This is a genomic window from Leifsonia sp. AG29 (assembly GCF_009765225.1).
Lineage (GTDB): Bacteria > Actinomycetota > Actinomycetes > Actinomycetales > Microbacteriaceae > Leifsonia.
Map to the genome: position 1 here is coordinate 3,604,823 of NZ_VMSF01000001.1, position 17,164 is coordinate 3,621,986.

General features: G+C 72.3%; 14 protein-coding genes. 8 read left to right on the forward strand and 6 right to left on the reverse strand.

The genetic code is table 11. The features are described from left to right. Positions 1 to 19 precede the first annotated feature (19 nt). Both FPT20_RS17440 and FPT20_RS17445 read left to right on the forward strand, forming a co-directional pair. Positions 20 to 1,261 carry an AMP-binding protein gene (locus tag FPT20_RS17440; RefSeq protein ID WP_199245900.1) on the forward strand — a complete coding sequence of 414 codons (1,242 nt, stop codon included), beginning with the start codon at positions 20 to 22 and terminating at the stop codon, positions 1,259 to 1,261. Between the two features lie 26 nt (positions 1,262 to 1,287). Then, entirely contained in the window at positions 1,288 to 2,271 is a 984-nt protein-coding gene (locus FPT20_RS17445; protein WP_158867621.1) for a 1,4-dihydroxy-2-naphthoate polyprenyltransferase, read from the forward strand. A gap of 12 nt (positions 2,272 to 2,283) precedes the next feature. On the opposite strand, the gene FPT20_RS17450 is transcribed toward FPT20_RS17445, so the two are convergent. Continuing rightward, entirely contained in the window at positions 2,284 to 2,592 is a 309-nt protein-coding gene (locus FPT20_RS17450) for a DUF4229 domain-containing protein (RefSeq protein ID WP_233265606.1), read from the reverse strand. Between the two features lie 42 nt (positions 2,593 to 2,634). Here FPT20_RS17450 and FPT20_RS17455 point away from each other — a divergent pair, with 42 nt between their 5' ends. The 3 genes from FPT20_RS17455 (at position 2,635) to FPT20_RS17465 (ending at position 5,400) form a co-directional block, all read left to right on the forward strand. Next, complete coding sequence (locus FPT20_RS17455) at positions 2,635 to 2,988, forward strand: PLDc N-terminal domain-containing protein (protein WP_158867623.1); 354 nt, start codon at positions 2,635 to 2,637, stop codon at positions 2,986 to 2,988. Then, complete coding sequence (menD, locus tag FPT20_RS17460) at positions 2,981 to 4,747, forward strand: 2-succinyl-5-enolpyruvyl-6-hydroxy-3-cyclohexene-1-carboxylic-acid synthase (protein WP_158867625.1); 1,767 nt, start codon at positions 2,981 to 2,983, stop codon at positions 4,745 to 4,747. Before FPT20_RS17455 ends, menD begins: the two co-directional genes overlap by 8 nt. 101 nt (positions 4,748 to 4,848) lie before the next feature. After that, positions 4,849 to 5,400: an acyl-CoA thioesterase gene (locus tag FPT20_RS17465; RefSeq protein ID WP_442786498.1), complete on the forward strand. Its 552-nt coding sequence runs from the start codon at positions 4,849 to 4,851 to the stop codon at positions 5,398 to 5,400. 16 nt (positions 5,401 to 5,416) lie between these two features. Here the strand turns inward: FPT20_RS17465 and FPT20_RS17470 are convergent, their stop codons facing one another. Next, on the reverse strand, positions 5,417 to 6,898 hold the full coding sequence (locus FPT20_RS17470) for an FAD-binding oxidoreductase (protein WP_233265607.1): 1,482 nt from the start codon (positions 6,896 to 6,898) through the stop codon (positions 5,417 to 5,419). Between the two features lie 6 nt (positions 6,899 to 6,904). Between FPT20_RS17470 and FPT20_RS17475 the strand changes: the two genes are divergently transcribed. Beyond that, on the forward strand, positions 6,905 to 7,858 hold the full coding sequence (locus FPT20_RS17475) for a DNA-3-methyladenine glycosylase family protein (RefSeq protein WP_199245902.1): 954 nt from the start codon (positions 6,905 to 6,907) through the stop codon (positions 7,856 to 7,858). Positions 7,859 to 7,876: 18 nt separating this feature from the next. Here the strand turns inward: FPT20_RS17475 and FPT20_RS17480 are convergent, their stop codons facing one another. Together FPT20_RS17480 and FPT20_RS17485 are read right to left on the reverse strand one after the other, a co-directional pair. Then, positions 7,877 to 8,428: an SRPBCC domain-containing protein gene (locus FPT20_RS17480; RefSeq protein WP_158867627.1), complete on the reverse strand. Its 552-nt coding sequence runs from the start codon at positions 8,426 to 8,428 to the stop codon at positions 7,877 to 7,879. A gap of 100 nt (positions 8,429 to 8,528) precedes the next feature. Next, complete coding sequence (locus tag FPT20_RS17485) at positions 8,529 to 10,136, reverse strand: phytoene desaturase family protein (protein WP_158867629.1); 1,608 nt, start codon at positions 10,134 to 10,136, stop codon at positions 8,529 to 8,531. A 122-nt stretch (positions 10,137 to 10,258) separates the two neighbouring features. Here FPT20_RS17485 and FPT20_RS17490 point away from each other — a divergent pair, with 122 nt between their 5' ends. Together FPT20_RS17490 and FPT20_RS17495 are read left to right on the forward strand one after the other, a co-directional pair. Further along, positions 10,259 to 14,011 (forward strand): proline dehydrogenase family protein, encoded by a 3,753-nt coding sequence (locus tag FPT20_RS17490; protein ID WP_158867631.1) that lies wholly within the window; start codon positions 10,259 to 10,261, stop codon positions 14,009 to 14,011. 21 nt (positions 14,012 to 14,032) lie between these two features. Beyond that, positions 14,033 to 14,863 carry an aldo/keto reductase gene (locus FPT20_RS17495; RefSeq protein WP_199245910.1) on the forward strand — a complete coding sequence of 277 codons (831 nt, stop codon included), beginning with the start codon at positions 14,033 to 14,035 and terminating at the stop codon, positions 14,861 to 14,863. A gap of 88 nt (positions 14,864 to 14,951) precedes the next feature. Here FPT20_RS17495 and FPT20_RS17500 read toward each other — a convergent pair whose 3' ends face one another. Both FPT20_RS17500 and FPT20_RS17505 read right to left on the reverse strand, forming a co-directional pair. Next, entirely contained in the window at positions 14,952 to 16,400 is a 1,449-nt protein-coding gene (locus tag FPT20_RS17500) for a sensor histidine kinase (RefSeq protein WP_158867635.1), read from the reverse strand. Further along, positions 16,397 to 17,125 (reverse strand): response regulator transcription factor, encoded by a 729-nt coding sequence (locus FPT20_RS17505; RefSeq protein ID WP_158867637.1) that lies wholly within the window; start codon positions 17,123 to 17,125, stop codon positions 16,397 to 16,399. Before FPT20_RS17505 ends, FPT20_RS17500 begins: the two co-directional genes overlap by 4 nt. Positions 17,126 to 17,164 lie beyond the last annotated feature (39 nt).

The following is a 17,164-nucleotide window of genomic DNA, read 5'->3' on the forward strand; positions in this document are numbered from 1 at the left end:
GGAACGGGAGGGCGGCGCCGTGAGCCGGCGCATCGTCGTGCTGGACTCGTCCGATGGCCCGGCAGTGCTGGCCGCCCTGCGTGCGGCGCTGACCGAGGGCGGCCCGGCGGTCATCCCGCGGGCTTTCGCGGCGCCCGGCGCCGGGAGCGGCTGGCCGACCGAGAACGACCAGGTGCCGCAGAACGTCGCGCTGATCGTCGAGACGTCCGGGTCGACGGGCGTCCCGAAGCGCGTGGCGCTGTCCGCGGACGCGCTGCTCGCGAGCGCAGCGGCCTCGGCCGGTGCGCTGGGCGGCCAGGGTCAGTGGCTGCTCGCGCTTCCGACGCACTACATCGCCGGAGCGCAGGTGCTCGTCCGGTCGCTGGCGGCCGGGACGGAGCCCGTCTCCTACGGCCCCGGGCACTTCGACGCCGCCGAGTTCGCCCGACGCTGCGACGACCTCACGCACGATCTCCGCTTCGTCTCGCTGGTGCCGGTGCAGCTCGCGCGCCTGGTCGAGGCATCGGAGGCGGGAGACCGCGCGGTGCAGCGGGCGCTGCAGCGATTCGACGGTGTTCTTATCGGCGGCCAGGCGCTGACACCGGACCTGCGTGAGCGCGCCGAAGCGTTGGGTGCGCGCGTCATCGCCACCTACGGCTCGAGCGAGACCGCAGGTGGCTGCGTCTACGACGGCGTCCCGATCGGGACGACCGAGGTCGCGGAGGTCGACGGCATGCTGCGGATCGCCGGTCCCTCCCTCGCCGAGGGCTACCTCGACGACCCCGAGCGCACCGCTGCGGCCTTCGTCGAGGCGGACGGCCTGCGCTGGTACCTGACGGGTGACCTCGGCACGGTCGACGGCGGCCGGGTGACGGTGCTCGGCCGCGCCGACAACGTCATCATCTCGGGAGGCGAGAAGGTCCTGCTCGATGCGGTCGAGAGAAGCGTCCGTGGGATCGACGGGTTCGGCGGGGCGATCGTGGTCGGCATCCCGGACGATGAGTGGGGGACGGTCCCCGTCGTGGTGGTGGAGCGCGCCGGGACGAGGGCCGACCCGGCCCGCCTCGATGAGGGCCTGGACGGTGTCCTGGAAGGCGACCTGGCCACGGTGCGCGGCCGCGTCGCCGCGGAGCTCGGCCGCGCCGCGGCGCCTGCGGCGATCGTCGCGGTGCCGCGGATGCCGCGCCTCAGCAGCGGGAAGCCCGATCGGGTCACGGTTCGAGCCGCCGCCGAGCGGATCGTCAGCGGCGAGCCGAGCCGGTCAGCGGGCGGAGCGGCATAGCCGATGTTGTTACGATTCGCACTGTGATGAGCCAGAACAAACCGCGTACGCAGCGCGTGACTCCCACCCCGTCCCGCGGACCCCGAGGCGGTCGAAGCGGACGCCCCGGTGCTGCTGCCCGCACGGTGAAGCCCGCCACGTTCGGTGACTGGGTGGCCGGAGCGCGACTGCGCACCCTCCCGCTCGCGGTCGCGCCCGTCCTCATCGGCGTGGGTGCGGCGAAGGTCGCCGAAGGCCCGGGTGTCTGGCACCCGATCCGTTCGCTGCTGTGCCTGGCCGTCGCCGTGCTCCTCCAGATCGGCGTCAACTACGCCAACGACTACTCCGACGGGGTGCGCGGCACGGACGCCTACCGGGTCGGTCCCGGCCGTCTCACCGGCTCCGGCAAGGCCGCGCCCCGGCGCGTCCTGAGCGTCGCGCTGACCTTCTTCGCGCTCGCCGCCGTCGCGGGACTCATCCTCGTCATCCTGACCCAGCACTGGTGGGTCCTCATCGTGGGCGCCGCGGCGATCGCGGCCGCCTGGTTCTACACCGGCGGCAAGCGGCCGTACGGCTACTACGGTCTGGGCGAACTCTTCGTCTTCGTCTTCTTCGGGCTCGTCGCCACCGTCGGCACAACCTACATGCTCTCGGGCACGGCCAATCAGGAAGCCTGGCTGGGCGGCGTCATCGCCGGCCTCATCGCGTGCGCCGTGCTCATGGTCAACAACATCCGCGACATCGACCCGGACAAACAGGCCGGGAAGCGGACGCTGGCCGTCCTGCTGGGGCGCGTCGCCTCCCGGGTCGTCTTCTGCATCCTGCTGCTCGTGCCGTTCGCGATCCTCGGAGTCCTGGCGCTCTTCTACCCGTTCGCCTGGTTCGGCATGTTCGCCCTGCTGGCAGCGCTTCCCGCGTGCGTCATCACGATCTTCGCCAAGACGCCTCGCGAGCTCATCACTGCGCTGCAGCTCACGAGCCTGACAGGCCTGCTGGTCGGCATCGCCCTCGGCGCCGCCTACGCGTTCTGAGCCGCGAGCGGCTCAGCTGCCGTCGGTGCGGGAGCCCCCCTCGGGTCGCCGCTCGGCCTGTGTGGCGTCGACGGCGGCGTCCTCCACGTCATCGTCCTCCGTCGTGGCGGGACGCTCGCGATGCCGGACGGCGTACAGGTCGGACGAGACGGCGTTGCGGGGTCGGCTCAGGAAGATGTACGACAGGCACAGCCCGATGAGGGCCGCCGCGATGACCGCCAGCCACCAGATGACGCCCACGAGAAGCAGGACGACGAGGGGGACCGCGAACACCAGGAGCCGCAGCACGGTGTAGGTGATCCAGGAGGGAATCCGCTTCACCCTCCCAGCTTAGAGACCGTCTCTGAGAGTTACGATTGACCCATGGTTCGCCTCTGGATAGCCCTCGGCGTCGCAGCCGTGGTGTTCTACATCTATTCGGTGGCAGACTGCGCCTTCTTCGACCGATCTCGGGTGCGCGGCCTTCCCAAGCCCGTGTGGCTGCTCATCATCATCCTCTTCCCGATCATCGGCGGGATCCTGTGGTTCCTCATCGGCCGCGGCCGCCGCAAGTCGTCGGTGGGACGCCGGGTGACCGCACCCGACGACGACCCGGAGTTCCTCGGCAAGCTCCGCGTCGACCGCGACCAGGAGGAGCGCATCCGGCAGCTCGAGAAGGAGCTAGCGGAACTCGACGAGAACGGACCCGACGACCAGACCGGCCGCCGGGATGGCTGAGGCCCGGCAAGCGGGCGAACTCAGCACCACCGGCAACCCGGCCACCGACTATGCCGTCGCCCTCCTGACCGGGTTCGTGCGCGCGGGCGTGCGCGACATCGTCGTTAGCCCCGGCTCGCGGTCCCAGGCGCTCGCGCTCGCCGCGGCGGAGCTCGAGCGGTCCGGAGCGGTGCGCCTCCACGTCCGCATCGACGAGCGCGTGAGCGGTTTCCTGGCCCTCGGCACCGCGCGGGAGAGCGGAACCCCGGCCGTCGTCATCACCACGAGCGGGACGGCCACCGCGAACCTGCACCCCGCCGTGCTGGAGGCGCACGAGGCGGGTATCCCGCTGATCGTCGTCACGGCCGACCGCCCGGCCGAGCTCCGCGGCATCCGCAGCAACCAGACCACCCGCCAGGAGGGGCTGTACGGCGACGTCGTCCGGCTCGCCGCGGACATCCCCGCGCCGGACGGCTCGGAGGGCGAAGCGGCCGCAGCCGAATCCGCGGCGAACGAGGCCGTCCGCGCCGCGGTCGGAGCCGACACCGCCGACCCGGGCCCCGTGCACCTCAACGTGGGCTTCCGCGAACCGCTCTCCGTCGCCGTGCCCGAGTCGCGCCCGATCGAGCGCGCGGGACGCCCCTCCGTGGCGGGTCCGGACGTGCTCGGCCGTTCGGTGCTCGAGCTCGCGGCCGGCAAGGCGACGGTCGTCGTCGCCGGCGCCGATGCCGGACCCGAGGCCGAGTCCTTCGCGCGCGCTGCCGGATACCCGCTGCTGGCCGAGGTGACCAGCGGCGCCCGCTTCGGGCCGAACCTCGTCGTGGCGTACCGCCGGCTGCTCCACGAGGCCGAGTTCGGCGGTCGGGTCGAGCGGGCCGTCGTCTTCGGGCACCCCACGCTGAGCCGGGAGGTTCCGGGGCTCCTCCAGCGCGACGACGTGGAGGTGGTCGTCGTCGCCCCCGTCGGGCGGCAGGCCTACAACCCGGCGAGGCGCGCATCCGTCGTCGGCGGGGTCGTCGCTCCCGCCGGTGCCGATCCCCGGTCCCGGGAGGCGCGCGCCTGGGTCGGCAGCTGGGTGTTCGCGAGCCGGCGGCTGACCGAGGAGGCGGAACACGAGGCCGCGCCCTCCGTCGCCGCTCCCGACGTCGACAAGGCGCGCTCGTACGAGCCGGCGGACGCACTGGCCTTCGCCAGGGCGGAACTCGCCGCCGTCCGCGCTCCGATCACGCGTCCGCTTCTCGCCGAGGCGCTCTGGCGCTACACCTGGCCGCACGACCGGCTCGTGCTCGGCGCCTCCCGCCTCATCCGCGACGCCGACCGGATCGTGCCGGGCAAACGCATCTCGGTGCACGCGAACCGCGGGCTCGCCGGGATCGACGGAACCATCTCGACAGCGATCGGCATCGCCCTGGTGAGCCAGGCGGAGGCGCGGGCGGCCGGGGCACCGACCGGTGTCACGCGCGTCCTCCTCGGCGATCTGGCTCTGCTGCACGACGTCGGTGCGCTCCTCGCGCCCCCCGGCGAAGCCCCGCCTCAGCTCCAGATCGTCGTCGGGAACGACGGCGGAGGGACGATCTTCGACGGGCTCGAGGTCGCGTCGAGCGCCCCGGCGCCAGCTTTCGATCGCGTGCTGTACACGCCCCACAGCGTGGACTTCGCGTCTCTGGCGCAGGCCTACGGCTGGGAGCATCGCGTGGTGCGGACCAAGGGCGAACTGGATCAGGCGTTGTCGGCCCCGCCTCCCGGGTTGAGCATCGTCGAGGTCCCGCTCGCCCGGTGAGGCCCGTCCCTCCACAATGCGGCCGCCGGTGGCGCGGCGGCGAATTGGAGGTCTCGCACAACCGTCTGGGCGGTTCGTTGCCGGATCATTAGCATGGCCCGGTGCACATGCTCTTCCGGACGATGCTCCACGCGCTGCTCTCACGGTTCGGCCCGCGGCTCGGCCACTGGGATGTGGCGCGGACGCGGTTCCGGGTGCTGCCGACGGACCTCGACATCCTGAAGCACATGAACAACGGCGTGTACCTGTCGATCGCCGACATCGGGCGCTTCGACCTGCTGATGCGCAACGGCGTCTGGGCCATCTTCAAGCAGCGCGGCTGGTATCCGGTGGTCGCGAGCGAGACGATCTCGTTCCGGAAGTCCCTCCAGCTCGGGCAGGCCTTCACCGTCGAGTCCCGCATCCTCGGATTCGACGAGAAGGCCGTCTACGTCGAGCAGCGGTTCGTCGTGCACGGGGAGATCTACACGCAGGCGTTCATCCGCGGCCGGTTCCTCAAGCGCGGCGGCGGTGTCGTGTCCATCGCCGAACTGCTGGAGGCGGTCGGCCCATCGCCGAGCGAGGTGACCGTGCCCGGGTGGCTCGTCGAGTGGGGAGCCGATGCGGCGCTGCCCTCGACCCGCTCCGAGGCGCCGAGCGTCTGGAGCGAGTGAGGGCGGCGTCTGCCGGTCAGGCCGGTCCGAACGCGAACACCCGCTCCGGGTCCCACGCCGCGCGTGCTGCCGCGAGCCGGTCGGAGACCGTCGAGGGCCAGACCCGCTCGAACGCGGCACGGTCGCTGAGGTCGGTGACCCAGTTGACGTTGGTGATCGCCGAGATGCGATCGCGGAGGGCCGCCTCCAGAGCCGCAGCGCGCGCAGGCGCCGCCTCGGCGAACGTCGACGGGTCGGCCGCCAGGGTGCTGAGGGTGTAGCCGCTGTCGCGCCCGCCGACCGCGGTTCCGTCGGCCGTGTCGGTCGCGGTCGCACCGCCGATCTGCCGGAGCTCGACCGCCAGGAACGGGGAACCCGATCCCGGGCCCGCCAGCTCGAGGACCGCATCACCGGCCTCCTGATCGAACGTGTCGAGCATGAAGCCGCGGATCCAGGTGGGCGAACCCTGCTCGGGGTCGTTGTGGATCGTCCCGACGGCGCTCGCCGGCATCTCGGCGACCATGTCGAGGAAGGCCGGCGCCGCCTCCCGCATCGGTGCGAACAGCCGCTCGCCGTCGGCCGCGCCGCGCGGGTAGGCGAAGCGGACGCTGAGCAGCTCGCGGCCGCGGAGGGGCGGGGGCGCGCCCTCGACGTCGGGCACCGTCAGGAAGACCACGGAGGTCGTCGCCTCGTCCGGCAGCTCGGCGCACCAGTCGATCCACGCGCGGAACGCGGGCTCGATCGCTCCCCCTTCGAAGAAGACGCTGCCGCCGTACAGCGTTCGCAGCGGCACGAGCTCGAGCGTCATCTCGGTCACGATCGCGAGGCCGCCCTTGCCGCCGCGAAGCGCCCAGAACAGGTCGGCGTTGGTGGCGGCGTCGGCCGTCGTCAGCTCGCCTTCGGCCGTGACGACCCGGAAGCCGCGGATCCAGTCGGAGGTGAAGCCGTGGCTGCGCGCGAGCGGGCCGAGGCCGCCGCCGAGCGCGTAGCCGACCGCTCCGACACTCGTGGAGGAGCCGGTGATGGGCGCCAGTCCGTGCTCGGCGGCGGCGATGACGACGGGGGCCCAGCGGACACCGGCGCCGATCCGCGCGAGACGCGTCGCGGGGTCGATGCCGAGGTCGTCGAGCCGCTTCGTCGAGACGATCATGCCGCCGGTGACCGGGGACTCGGAGCCGTGCCCCGTGGCCTGCACCCGCACGGGCAGGCGGTGCTCGCGGGCGAAGCGGACCGCCGCCGCGACGTCGGCCTCGGTCGCTGCGCCGACGACGATGTCGGGGGTCGTGCCGGATGGCGGGGTTGAAGCAGGCGACCTCGGCTCCCAGGCTCGCGTCGCCGCGGACGTAGACGATTCCGGAGACGGTCTCGCGCAGGCGCGCGACGGCTCCCCGGTCCAGTTCGATTCCCATGGCTGGAAAGGTAGGGGAGACCGCCGACATGCCGAATCGGTGCCAGCACGGAAAACGAGAATTGCTCGTGAGGTCCTCCCCGGTGCGCTGACAGGGGGGTGACGTACCATTCCTGCATGACCGCCGTCCTCCCGGAATCCGGCCCGCCCGCGGCCGCCGTGGAGACCGTCTACCGACCGGCCGGCCCGGTCGACGTGCCGGCCACCCTGGGTCTTCTCGGGCGAGGGCCATACGACCCGACCACGACGTGGGACCTACGCGGTGTCTGGCGCACCTGGCGCACACCGCTCGGGCCTGCGACCCTCCGGGTCGGCCGTCCCGCAGCCGACGGCGGGATAGCCGCAGCGGCCTGGGGCGCCGGGGCCGAGTGGGCGATCGCCATGGTCCCGCGCCTCCTCGGCCGCGACGACGACTGGACCGACCTCGACGTGTCTGCCCACCGGCTGTTGCGCGACAGTCGACGGCGCAACGCAGGGCTGCGGCTGGCGCGCACCGACCGGATGCTGGAGGCGCTCCTCCCGGCCATCATCGAGCAGCGCGTGACGAGCCTGGAGGCGTACCGGTCCTGGGCGCGCCTCCTGCGCTGGTACGGCGAGCCGGCACCCGGGCCGGCGCCGGCCGCCATGCGGGTCGTCCCCTCCCTCGAGGTGTGGCGCGGGATCCCCTCGTGGGACTGGCATCGCGCGGGAGTCGATCCGCGCCGCGCCCGCGCCATCCAGGCCGTCCTGGCTGTGGCACCCTCCCTCGAGCGCGCGGTCGAGAGGGGCGCCTCGCTGGAGGAGGCCGCCGCAGCGCTGGGGACGATCCCCGGGGTCGGCGTGTGGACGACGGCCGAGACCCTGCAGCGCTCGCACGCGCATCCCGACCTCGTCAGCGTCGGCGACTACCACCTGGCGCACTACGTCGGCGAGGCCCTCATCGGCAAGCGTGTCGACGATGACGGCATGCTCGAACTGCTCGAACCGTGGGCGGGCCATCGGCAGCGCGTGGTGCGGCTGATCCTCGCCAGCGGCTTCCGCTTCGAGCGCCGCGGTCCCCGGGTGACCCTTCAGGATCACCGCTGGCACTGAGGCGCCGCTCGAGGTCGTTCAGCCGGTGGTGCCGTTGCGCTGGGCCAGCTGCTCCGAGCGCAGGTCGCGGTCGAGCTCGTGGCACAGCGTCGCGTAGTGGTCGACCATCGCCGGGTGGTAGTCGCCCCACTCGGGCATCGGCTTGTGGTCGTGCGCGGCGATGAGGCGGTCGAAGTAGTAGTCCCAGCCGACCGCGAGGTCGGCGCCGTCGGCCACCTTGTGCAACCGGTAGCCGAAGGTGACCGTGGTGTGCCCGCTCGCCTCCGTGAGGTGCACGTACATGACCATCGCCTGGCCGGACGGGTCGACGACGACGTGAAGCCGGTGCGGTGCCGTGCACTCGCGCACGGCGACGTCCTGCCAGTCAGCCGCGTCGCCCTCGGCGTTCATCCGGAATTTGACGGCGCCCGTCGAGCCGGTGCCCTTGTACTCTCCGAGCCATTCCGCGAGACGCGGTGAGCGGCTGAAGTAGCTCCACACCTCCTCGATGTGCGCTTTGAAGATCCGGTCGATGACGATGTACACCCCGTCGTCCTTGCGGACCAGGCGACCTGTCGGCTGCGGCTGCATGGTGACCTCCCCAGGTGAGCGGTGTCCCCGATGTGCCCCACCTTAGTCACGTGCGCCCCGTACCGGCAGAGGTCGCAAGTCCCGGAGTGTCCGAGTGCTCTCAGCCCTCCAGCACGGCCATCGCGGCGTTGTGGCCGCCGAGGCCGCTGACGGCGCCGCCGCGACGCGCGCCCGACCCGCACAGCAGGATGCGGGGATGGGGAGTCGCGACGCCCCAGCGCTGCGCGGGTGTGTCGAGGGCGTCGCCGTCCTCGGCGAACGGCCACGACAGCGGGCCGTGGAAGATGTTGCCGCCGGGCATGTTGAGCGCGCGCTCGAGGTCGCGAGTCGTCTTCGTCTCGATGCAGGGGTTGCCATCGCCGTCGGTCAGCAGCAGGTCCTCCACCGGCTCGGCGAGCACCGAGTTCAGGGAGGCGAGCACCGCCTCCTGCAGGCGCTCGCGGGTCGCGTCGTTGTTCTCGTCGGTCAGCCAGCGGTCCGGCGTGTGCAGGCCGAAGACGGTGATCGTCTGGGCGCCCGACTCCGCGAGTTCCGGGTCGAGGATGGTCGGGTCGGCCAGCGTGTGGCAGTAGATCTCGCAGGGGAGGAGGTCGGGCATCACACCGCGGGTCATCCCCGCGTAGGCCTCCTCGAGCTGGGTGTAGGTCTCGTTGATGTGGAACGTGCCGCCGAAGGCCGCGGCCGGGTCGATCGAGGCGTCGCGGAGGCGCGGCAGGCGCTTCAGGAGCATGTTGACCTTCACCTGCGCGCCCTCGGCGTGCGCGCGTCCGCCCCCCGATCCGATGCCGTCACGATCGGCCTCCTCACCGAGGAGCCGGTCGAGGATCTCGGGGGCGACGTTGACGAGCACATGCGCGCCCTCGACCCTCCGCTCGTGCCCGTTCCGGACGTAGTCGACCGTGCCGTCGGGGCGGATCGAGGTGACCTCCGCGCCCGTCACGATGCGGGCTCCGGCTTCGCGGGCGACGCGCGCCAGCTCGCCGGTCACCGCGCCCATTCCGCCGACGGGGACGTCCCACTGGCCGGTCCCCTGACCGATCACGTGGTAGAGGAAGCAGCGGTTCTGGGCGAGCCCCGGGTCGGAGACGCTGGCGAAGGTGCCGATCAGCGCGTCGGTGGCGGCGACGCCGCGGACGAGGTCGCTCTGGAGGCGCGACTCGATGAACTCGCCGATGGGCCGCTCGACGAGCGCCTCCCAGAGCTCGTCGTCGCCGACGAGGGCTCGTGCCTCGCTCCGGGTCAGGAGGGGCTCGGTCACGGTCGGCCACAGCGCTCGCGCGACGGCTCCCGTCGACTCGTAGAAGCGGGTGAACGCCTCCGCGTCCTCGGCGGCGCCGACGCCGGCGAAGGAGGCGGCGGTGGCCTCCGGGTCGGTGTCGTCGATGAGGAGGCCCGCGCCGGCGGGGTCGCCCGGGAGTGGCGTGTACGAGGAGTAGCGCCGGCGCGCGAGCCGGATGTCGAGCCCGAGATCGTCGATGATCCGGCGCGGGAGCAGGCTCACGAGGTAGGAGTACCGGGACAGGCGCGCCTCCACACCGGGGAAGGCCTGGGCGCTCACCGCGGCGCCGCCGACGTCGTCCAGGCGCTCGAGGAGGATCACGCTCTTGCCGGCCCGCGCGAGGTAGGCGGCGGCGGTCAGTCCGTTGTGCCCGCCGCCGACGATCACGACGTCGTGGGACGCGGCGGAGGAGCGGGAGGCGTCGGTCATGGATCGACTCTAAGGGATGGTGCGTGCGGCAGACTGGTCCACAGATGCTGCCGACGGACGCGTCATCCACGGTCCGTTCGGCGTCCGTATTCGCCCAAGAAGCGAGGAATACAGTCGTGGACATGATCGAAGACACCGACGGGGGCCGGGCGTCCGGCGTCGGGCCCCGGGGTGCTGAGCCGCGGGGTGCTGAGCCGTCGCCCTCCGACCTGGCACAGGAGGCTGTGGCGCTCGTGCGCACCTGGCTCGCTGCCGGAGCGGAACGGGCCGAAGGCGCCGACCGCCGGAAGCCGAGGGATCCGGCCGCCGAGCGTCTCGCGGGCGTGTTGCGCGATCCCGACGGGCTCGACTTCGCCGTGGGCTTCGTCGACGGCGTCGCCCGCCCGCAGGACCTCTTCGTGGCGGGGTACAACCTGCAGCGCGTCGCCAAGCGGATCCCGGGGTTCCTCCCGGGGTACATGCGCGCCGCCATCTGGCTCGGCGGTGTCTTCGGGCCGGTCCTCCCGTGGGTCGTCGTGCCGATCGCGCGCCGCGTGCTGCGGCGCATGGTGGGCCACCTGGTGGTCGACGCCACTCCCGAGAAGCTGGGGCCGGCCATCGAGCGGCTGCGCTCGCCGCACGACCCGGCCGGGCATGGGGCCCGTCTCAACCTGAACCTCCTCGGCGAGGCCGTGCTCGGCGAGCGGGAGGCGCTGCGCCGCCTCGAGGGGACCCGCGCGCTCCTCGCGCGAGACGACGTCGACTATGTGTCGATCAAGGTCTCGTCGATCGCATCGCAGCTGTCGATGTGGGCGTTCGACGAGACGGTCGACCGGGTGGTCGAGCGGCTGCTCCCGCTGTACCGGCTCGCGGCCGAAGCGCCCACGCCGAAGTTCATCAATCTCGACATGGAGGAGTACCGCGACCTCGATCTGACGATCGCCGTTTTCCAGCGCATCCTCAGCCGCCCCGAGCTGCTGGGTCTGGAGGCAGGCATCGTGCTGCAGGCGTACCTCCCCGACGCGCTCGACGCGCTCCAGGGGCTCACCGAGTGGGCGACCCGCCGGAGGGCTCAGGGCGGAGCCGCGATCAAGGTGCGCGTGGTCAAGGGCGCCAACCTCGCCATGGAGCGGGTCGACGCCGCGATCCACGGCTGGCCGCTCGCGACCTACGGCTCCAAGCAGGAGACCGACACCAACTACAAGCGGGTCCTGGACTGGGCGCTGACGCCCGACCACACCCACGCGGTGAAGATCGGCGTGGCCGGTCACAACCTGTTCGACCTCGCGTACGCGTGGCTGCTCGCCTCGTACCGCGGTGTGACGGACCGCGTCGACGTCGAGATGCTGCTCGGCATGGCGACCGAGCAGGCCGAGGCGGTCAAGGCGACGGTCGGGCGCCTGCTGCTCTACACGCCGGTCGTCGATCCCGCCGAGTTCGACGTCGCCATCTCGTACCTCATCCGTCGCCTGGAGGAGAACGCGAGCCCCGAGAACTTCATGTCCGCCGTGTTCGACCTCGACTCGGATCCGCGGGTGTTCGAGCGGGAGAAGCAGCGTTTCCTCGCGTCGGTCGCCGCGCTCGAGCAGGGCGATCTTCCGCGTGGGGCGGCGCCTCTGCCGAACCGCACGCAGGACCGGGCCCGCGAGTGGGACGAGGCGACGGCCCCTTCCTTCACCCGGCCGCCGGCGGCCGAGCCGGCGCACGGCTTTCCTGCTGATGCGGACGCGGGACTCACGAGCGTCGTGCTGGGACTGACGCGGGGCTCCGCCGGTGACGCCATCGCTGACGCCGCCGACCGTCCGCCCGCATCGGGCGCCGGTTCCGCGGCATCGCCGACCGACGTGCCCGCCACCGAGGCCGCCGGCTTCGCCAACGCGGCCGACACCGATCCCTCCCTCGCGGCCAACCGGGCGTGGGGCCGGCGGATCCTCGCCCGTTCCGCGGGCTCGGCGCTCGGCGCGGACACCATCGCCGCCGCAGCGGTGAACGACGCGGGGCGCCTCGACGAGATCATCAGGACGGTCCGCGCCGCCGGTGAGGAGTGGGGCCGTCGCAGCGGTGCCGAGCGCGCGGCGCTGCTCGATCGCGCCGGTCATGCTCTCGAGGCCAACCGCGACCGCCTGATCGAGGTCATGGCGGCCGAGACGGGCAAGACCATCGCCGAGGCCGACCCCGAGGTCAGCGAGGCCGTCGACTTCGCGCACTACTACGCGGCGGGGGCCCGCCAGCTGGAGAGCGTCCAGGGCGCCCGGTTCGTGCCCTCCGCGCTGACGGTGGTGGTGCCGCCGTGGAACTTCCCCGTCGCGATCCCGGCGGGCGGCGTTCTCGCGGCGCTCGCGGCCGGGAGCGGCGTCGTGATCAAGCCCGCCCCCCAGGCGAAACGGGCCGGCGCCGTCATGGTCGAGGCCCTGTGGGAGGCCGGCATCCCGCGCGAACTGGTCGCGCTCGTCGACGTGCCGGAGAACGAGCTGGGCCAGCGTCTGATCGCCGGTCCGGGCGTCGACCGCGTCATCCTGACCGGCTCGTACGAGACGGCGAAGCTGTTCCGCTCGTGGCGTCCCGATCTGCCGCTCCTCGCGGAGACAAGCGGCAAGAACTCGATCATCGTCACCCCGAGCGCCGACTACGACCTCGCCGTGTCGGACATCGTCAAGAGCGCCTTCGGCCACGCCGGCCAGAAGTGCTCGGCGGCCAGCCTCGTGATCCTGGTCGGCTCCGTCGCGCGCTCCGAGCGGTTCCGCCACCAGCTCGTGGACGCAGTCACGAGCCTGCGCGTCGGCTACCCGGACGACCCCGCCAGCCAGATGGGGCCGCTCATCGAGCCGGCCTCGGGCAAGCTCCAGCACGCCCTGACGACGCTCGGGGCCGACGAGGAATGGCTCGTCGAGCCGCGTCCGCTCGACGACAGCGGCCGGCTCTGGTCTCCGGGCGTCCGCACCGGCGTGCAGCCCGGATCGTACTTCCACCTGACCGAGTTCTTCGGGCCTGTCCTCGGCATCATGACCGCCCGCACGCTCGATGAGGCGATCCGCTACCAGAACGCGGTCGAATACGGGCTCACCGCCGGGCTCCACTCGCTCGACGCCGGCGAGCTCGAGCACTGGCTCGACACCGTCGAGGCGGGCAACCTCTACGTGAACCGCGGAATCACCGGCGCCATCGTCCGTCGCCAGCCGTTCGGCGGCTGGAAGCGGTCGTCGGTGGGCGCCGGCACGAAGGCCGGAGGCCCGAACTACCTGCTCGGCCTGGGCTCGTGGGCCCCGGAGGCCGGACGATCGAGCAGCAGCCTCCATCTCCGCGGACTCGAGCCGCGTGTCACCGAGCTCATCGAATCCGGCCAGTCGTCGATGGACTACACGGCGTTCGACCTCGTGCGCCGGTCGGCGCTCAGCGATGCGATCGCCGTCGCGACCGAGTACCACCAGGTCCGGGACGTCTCCGGGCTCGGCGTCGAGAGGAACCTCTTCCGCTACCGTCCGGTGCCCGTCGCCATCCGGCTCTCCGAAGGCAGCTCGCTGCCGGAGCTGCTCCGCGTGATGGCAGCCGCGACCGTCGCGCGATCGCGGTTCTCGGTGAGCTCGGCGGCGAAGCTCCCGCGCGCCACGCTCCAGGTGCTGAAAGAGCGCGAGGTCGACGTCGTCATCGAGTCGGACGCGCACTGGCTCTCCCGCGTCCGCGGCGGCCGCGTCGACGCGCACCGCATCCGCCTCATCGGAGGCGACCCCGTCGCGCTCGCCGCGGCGCTGGGCGGGAGCCCCGATGTGGCCGTGTACTCCGGGCCCGTCACGCCGTCGGGGCGGATCGAGGTGCTCCCGTTCGTCCACGAGCAGGCGATCTCCGTCACGAACCACCGCTTCGGCAACCCCACGAAGCTCTCGGAGGGGGTGATCTGAGTCGCGAGTAGCGTGAGACGCATGACCACGATTCTCTCCCTCCCGCTGAACTCGGGCAGCCGCATCCCTCAGCTGGGCCTCGGCACCTGGCCCATGGACGACGCCGAGGTGGAGCGCGCCGTCATCGAGGCCGCGTCCGTCGGCTACCGCCACGTCGACACCGCCGCCAAGTACGGCAACGAGAAGGGCGTCGGCCGCGGTGTCGCCGGGAGCGGGATCGCGCGCGAGGACTGGTTCGTCACCACCAAGCTCGACGGCCCGTACCAGGGCGACGACAAGGCCGTCGCCGGGCTCGACGCCAGCCTCGAGCGACTGGGGCTCGACTACGTCGACCTCCTCCTCATCCACTGGCCGCTGCCGGCACGCGACCGGTACGTCTCCACCTGGGAGACCTTCATCCGCCTCCGCGAGGCGGGCAAGGCCCGGGCGATCGGGGTGTCGAACTTCAAGCCGGCGCACCTCGACCGGTTGATCGCAGAGACCGGAGCGGCCCCCGCCGTCAACCAGGTCCAGCTCAGCCCGGCGATCCAGCGCCGTGAGCAGCGCGCATACGACAGCGAGCACGGCATCGTGACCGAGTCGTGGAGCCCCATCGGCGGCACGGGAGAGCTGCTGGCCGCACCCGTACTCGCCGACCTCGCCGAGAAGCACGGCAAGACGCCGGGGCAGATCGTGCTGCGCTGGCACGTGCAGAACGGCCTCGTCGCCATCCCGAAGACGAGCAACCCGGGCCGCATGGCCGAGAACCTCGACGTGTTCGGGTTCGAGCTCGACGCGGACGACCTCGCTGCCCTCGACACGCTCGACGAAGGCCCGGACGCGGGGGTCGACTCCGACCGCAGCGGTCACTGAGACGGTTCGCGCCGGCGGAGACGGACCCCACCCCCAATCGGCACCGGCACCGGCACCGGTGGCGATAGCGGCACCGCCCGGCCGCCCCTCAGTCCTGGCGCAGCGGCAGCCGGACCGTCACCACGAGCCCCGACGGCGACGCGTTCGCGAGCGTCACGCGACCGCCGGCCGCGTCGGCCAAGGCCGCCACGATCGCCAGCCCCAGCCCGCCGCCGCCGCCCGAGGTCGAGGTGCGGGCGCCGTCGGCGCGGGTGAACCGGTCGAGGGCGACCGGGATGAAGGCCTCCGGCATCCCCGGTCCCGAGTCGCGGACGGTGAGCACGACCTCCCGGTCCAGGGCGACCAGCGACGCGGTGATCGTCGCGTCCGGCCGGTCACCCGCCTCCGAACGGATCGCGGTCACGGCGTTCCCGAGCAGATTGTCGAGGATCCGCCCGAAATCGGTGGGGGACAGCGCCACCGTGGCGCCGGGCGCGGGTCGCGCGCGCGGGTCGTACTCGAAGTCCACCGAGATGGTCCGCGCCTCCTCATCGCCGCTCGCCAGCAGGCGCGCACGGTCTACGGCGTCTGTGAGCTCGTCGAGCAGCGCCCGCCAGTCGCTTCGGCCGCTCGACGGACCCGCCTCGATGCGGGACAGCTCCAGGAGGTTGTTGGCCAGCTGCCCGAGCCGGAGCGCCGTGGCGTGCGACGACCGGATGTCCTGCAGCAGCGCCTCCGGGTTGCCCGCGTCGAGCTCGGCGAGCTCGAGCTGGCCGCGGAGGACGGCGAGCGGAGTGCGCAGCTCGTGGCTGGCGTCCGACACCATCTGACGCTCGCGCTCGGCGGAAGCCCGCAGGCGGCGGATGAGGTCGTTGAGGGTCATCGCCAGCTCCGACAGCTCGTCCTGAGCCGGACCCACGGTCAGCGGACCCGCCTCGGCGCCGGCGCGCTCGCCGCCCGCACCGCGTTCGCCGTGCTCGCCGCCGGCGAGCAGCTCGGCCTGCTCGCGCATGCGGCTCACGGGCCGGAGGGCGGTCCGGGCGAGCAGCCAGGAGGCGGCACCGAACCCGAGGATGAGCACCCCGGCCCCGACGAGCAGCGCCGCGGTGAGGCGGTCGAGGATGAGCGCCGTCGTCTCGTCGTTCCGGGCGGCGATGACGTGCATCTCGCCGGCCGGCGTCGCGACGCCGCGGGCGAGGATCAGGTAGTGGTCGTCGCCGATCTGCAGCTGCTGCAGCTGCTGGCCCTGCGCGATGATGCGGTCGGTACGCGCCTCCAGGGAGTTCGGCAGGGTGGAGGCGAGGATCACGCCGTCCGCGCCGACGATCGCCAGCTCCTGCCCGCCGCCGGGGAGGTCGAACGGTCCGTTGGGCGATGTCGCGAGCGACGCGGCGGGCCCGGCGACATCGTTCGTGAGGAGGGTGACCGTCGCGTTGTGGAGGATCGAGGAGACCCCGACGCGGATGACGGCCACCGCCACCAGCCCGAAGAGCGTGGCGACGATGAGGCTGCCGATCGTGATTCGCGCCGAGATCGAGAGCCTCCGGAGCCACCTCACCGGGTCGTCGTCTCCTCGGAGGAGTCGCGGTCGGCGCGTTCGGGCTCGAGCGCGTTGCGGGCGTCGAGGCGGTAGCCGCGGCCTCGCTCGGTCACGATGTTGAGCCCGGCCCCGGCGTGGTCGAGCTTCTTCCGGAGGTACGACACGTACTGGTCGATGACGTTCGTGCCGATGTTCTCGCTCGTGCCCCACACGGACTCGAGGATGTCGGAACGCGACAGGGTCTTGTCGGGGTTCGTCGCGAACAGCCGGAGGAGCGTGAACTCGCGCCGGCTGAGCGGCATCTCGTGACCCGAGACGAGCGCCTGGTGCTCGTGCGAGTCGATGGTGAGGCGACCCACCGTCACCTGCGGCCGCATGCCCGACGGCTCGCGGCGGAGCAGGGCGCGCACGCGGGCGGCGAGCTCGGCGAAGGCGAACGGCTTCGTCAGGTAGTCGTCGGCGCCCGAGTCGAGGCCGTGGACGCGGTCCTCGATCGCGTCCCGGGCGGTCAGCAGCAGGATCGGCATCGGGTTGGACGCCTCCCGGATGTGGCGGCACAGTTCGAACCCGCTCATTCCGGGCAGCATCACGTCGATGGCGGCGGCCGAGAACGCGTCCGAGCGGAGTGCGATGAGGGCGTCCACCCCGTTCGTCACCAGGGTCACGTCGTACCCCTCGGCGGCCAGCCCGCGCTGGACCAGCCCTCCCATGTCGGGATCGTCTTCGACAACGAGCAGCTTCATGGCGACCATCGTGCCACTTCTGGCCGTGCCCGTGCTCGA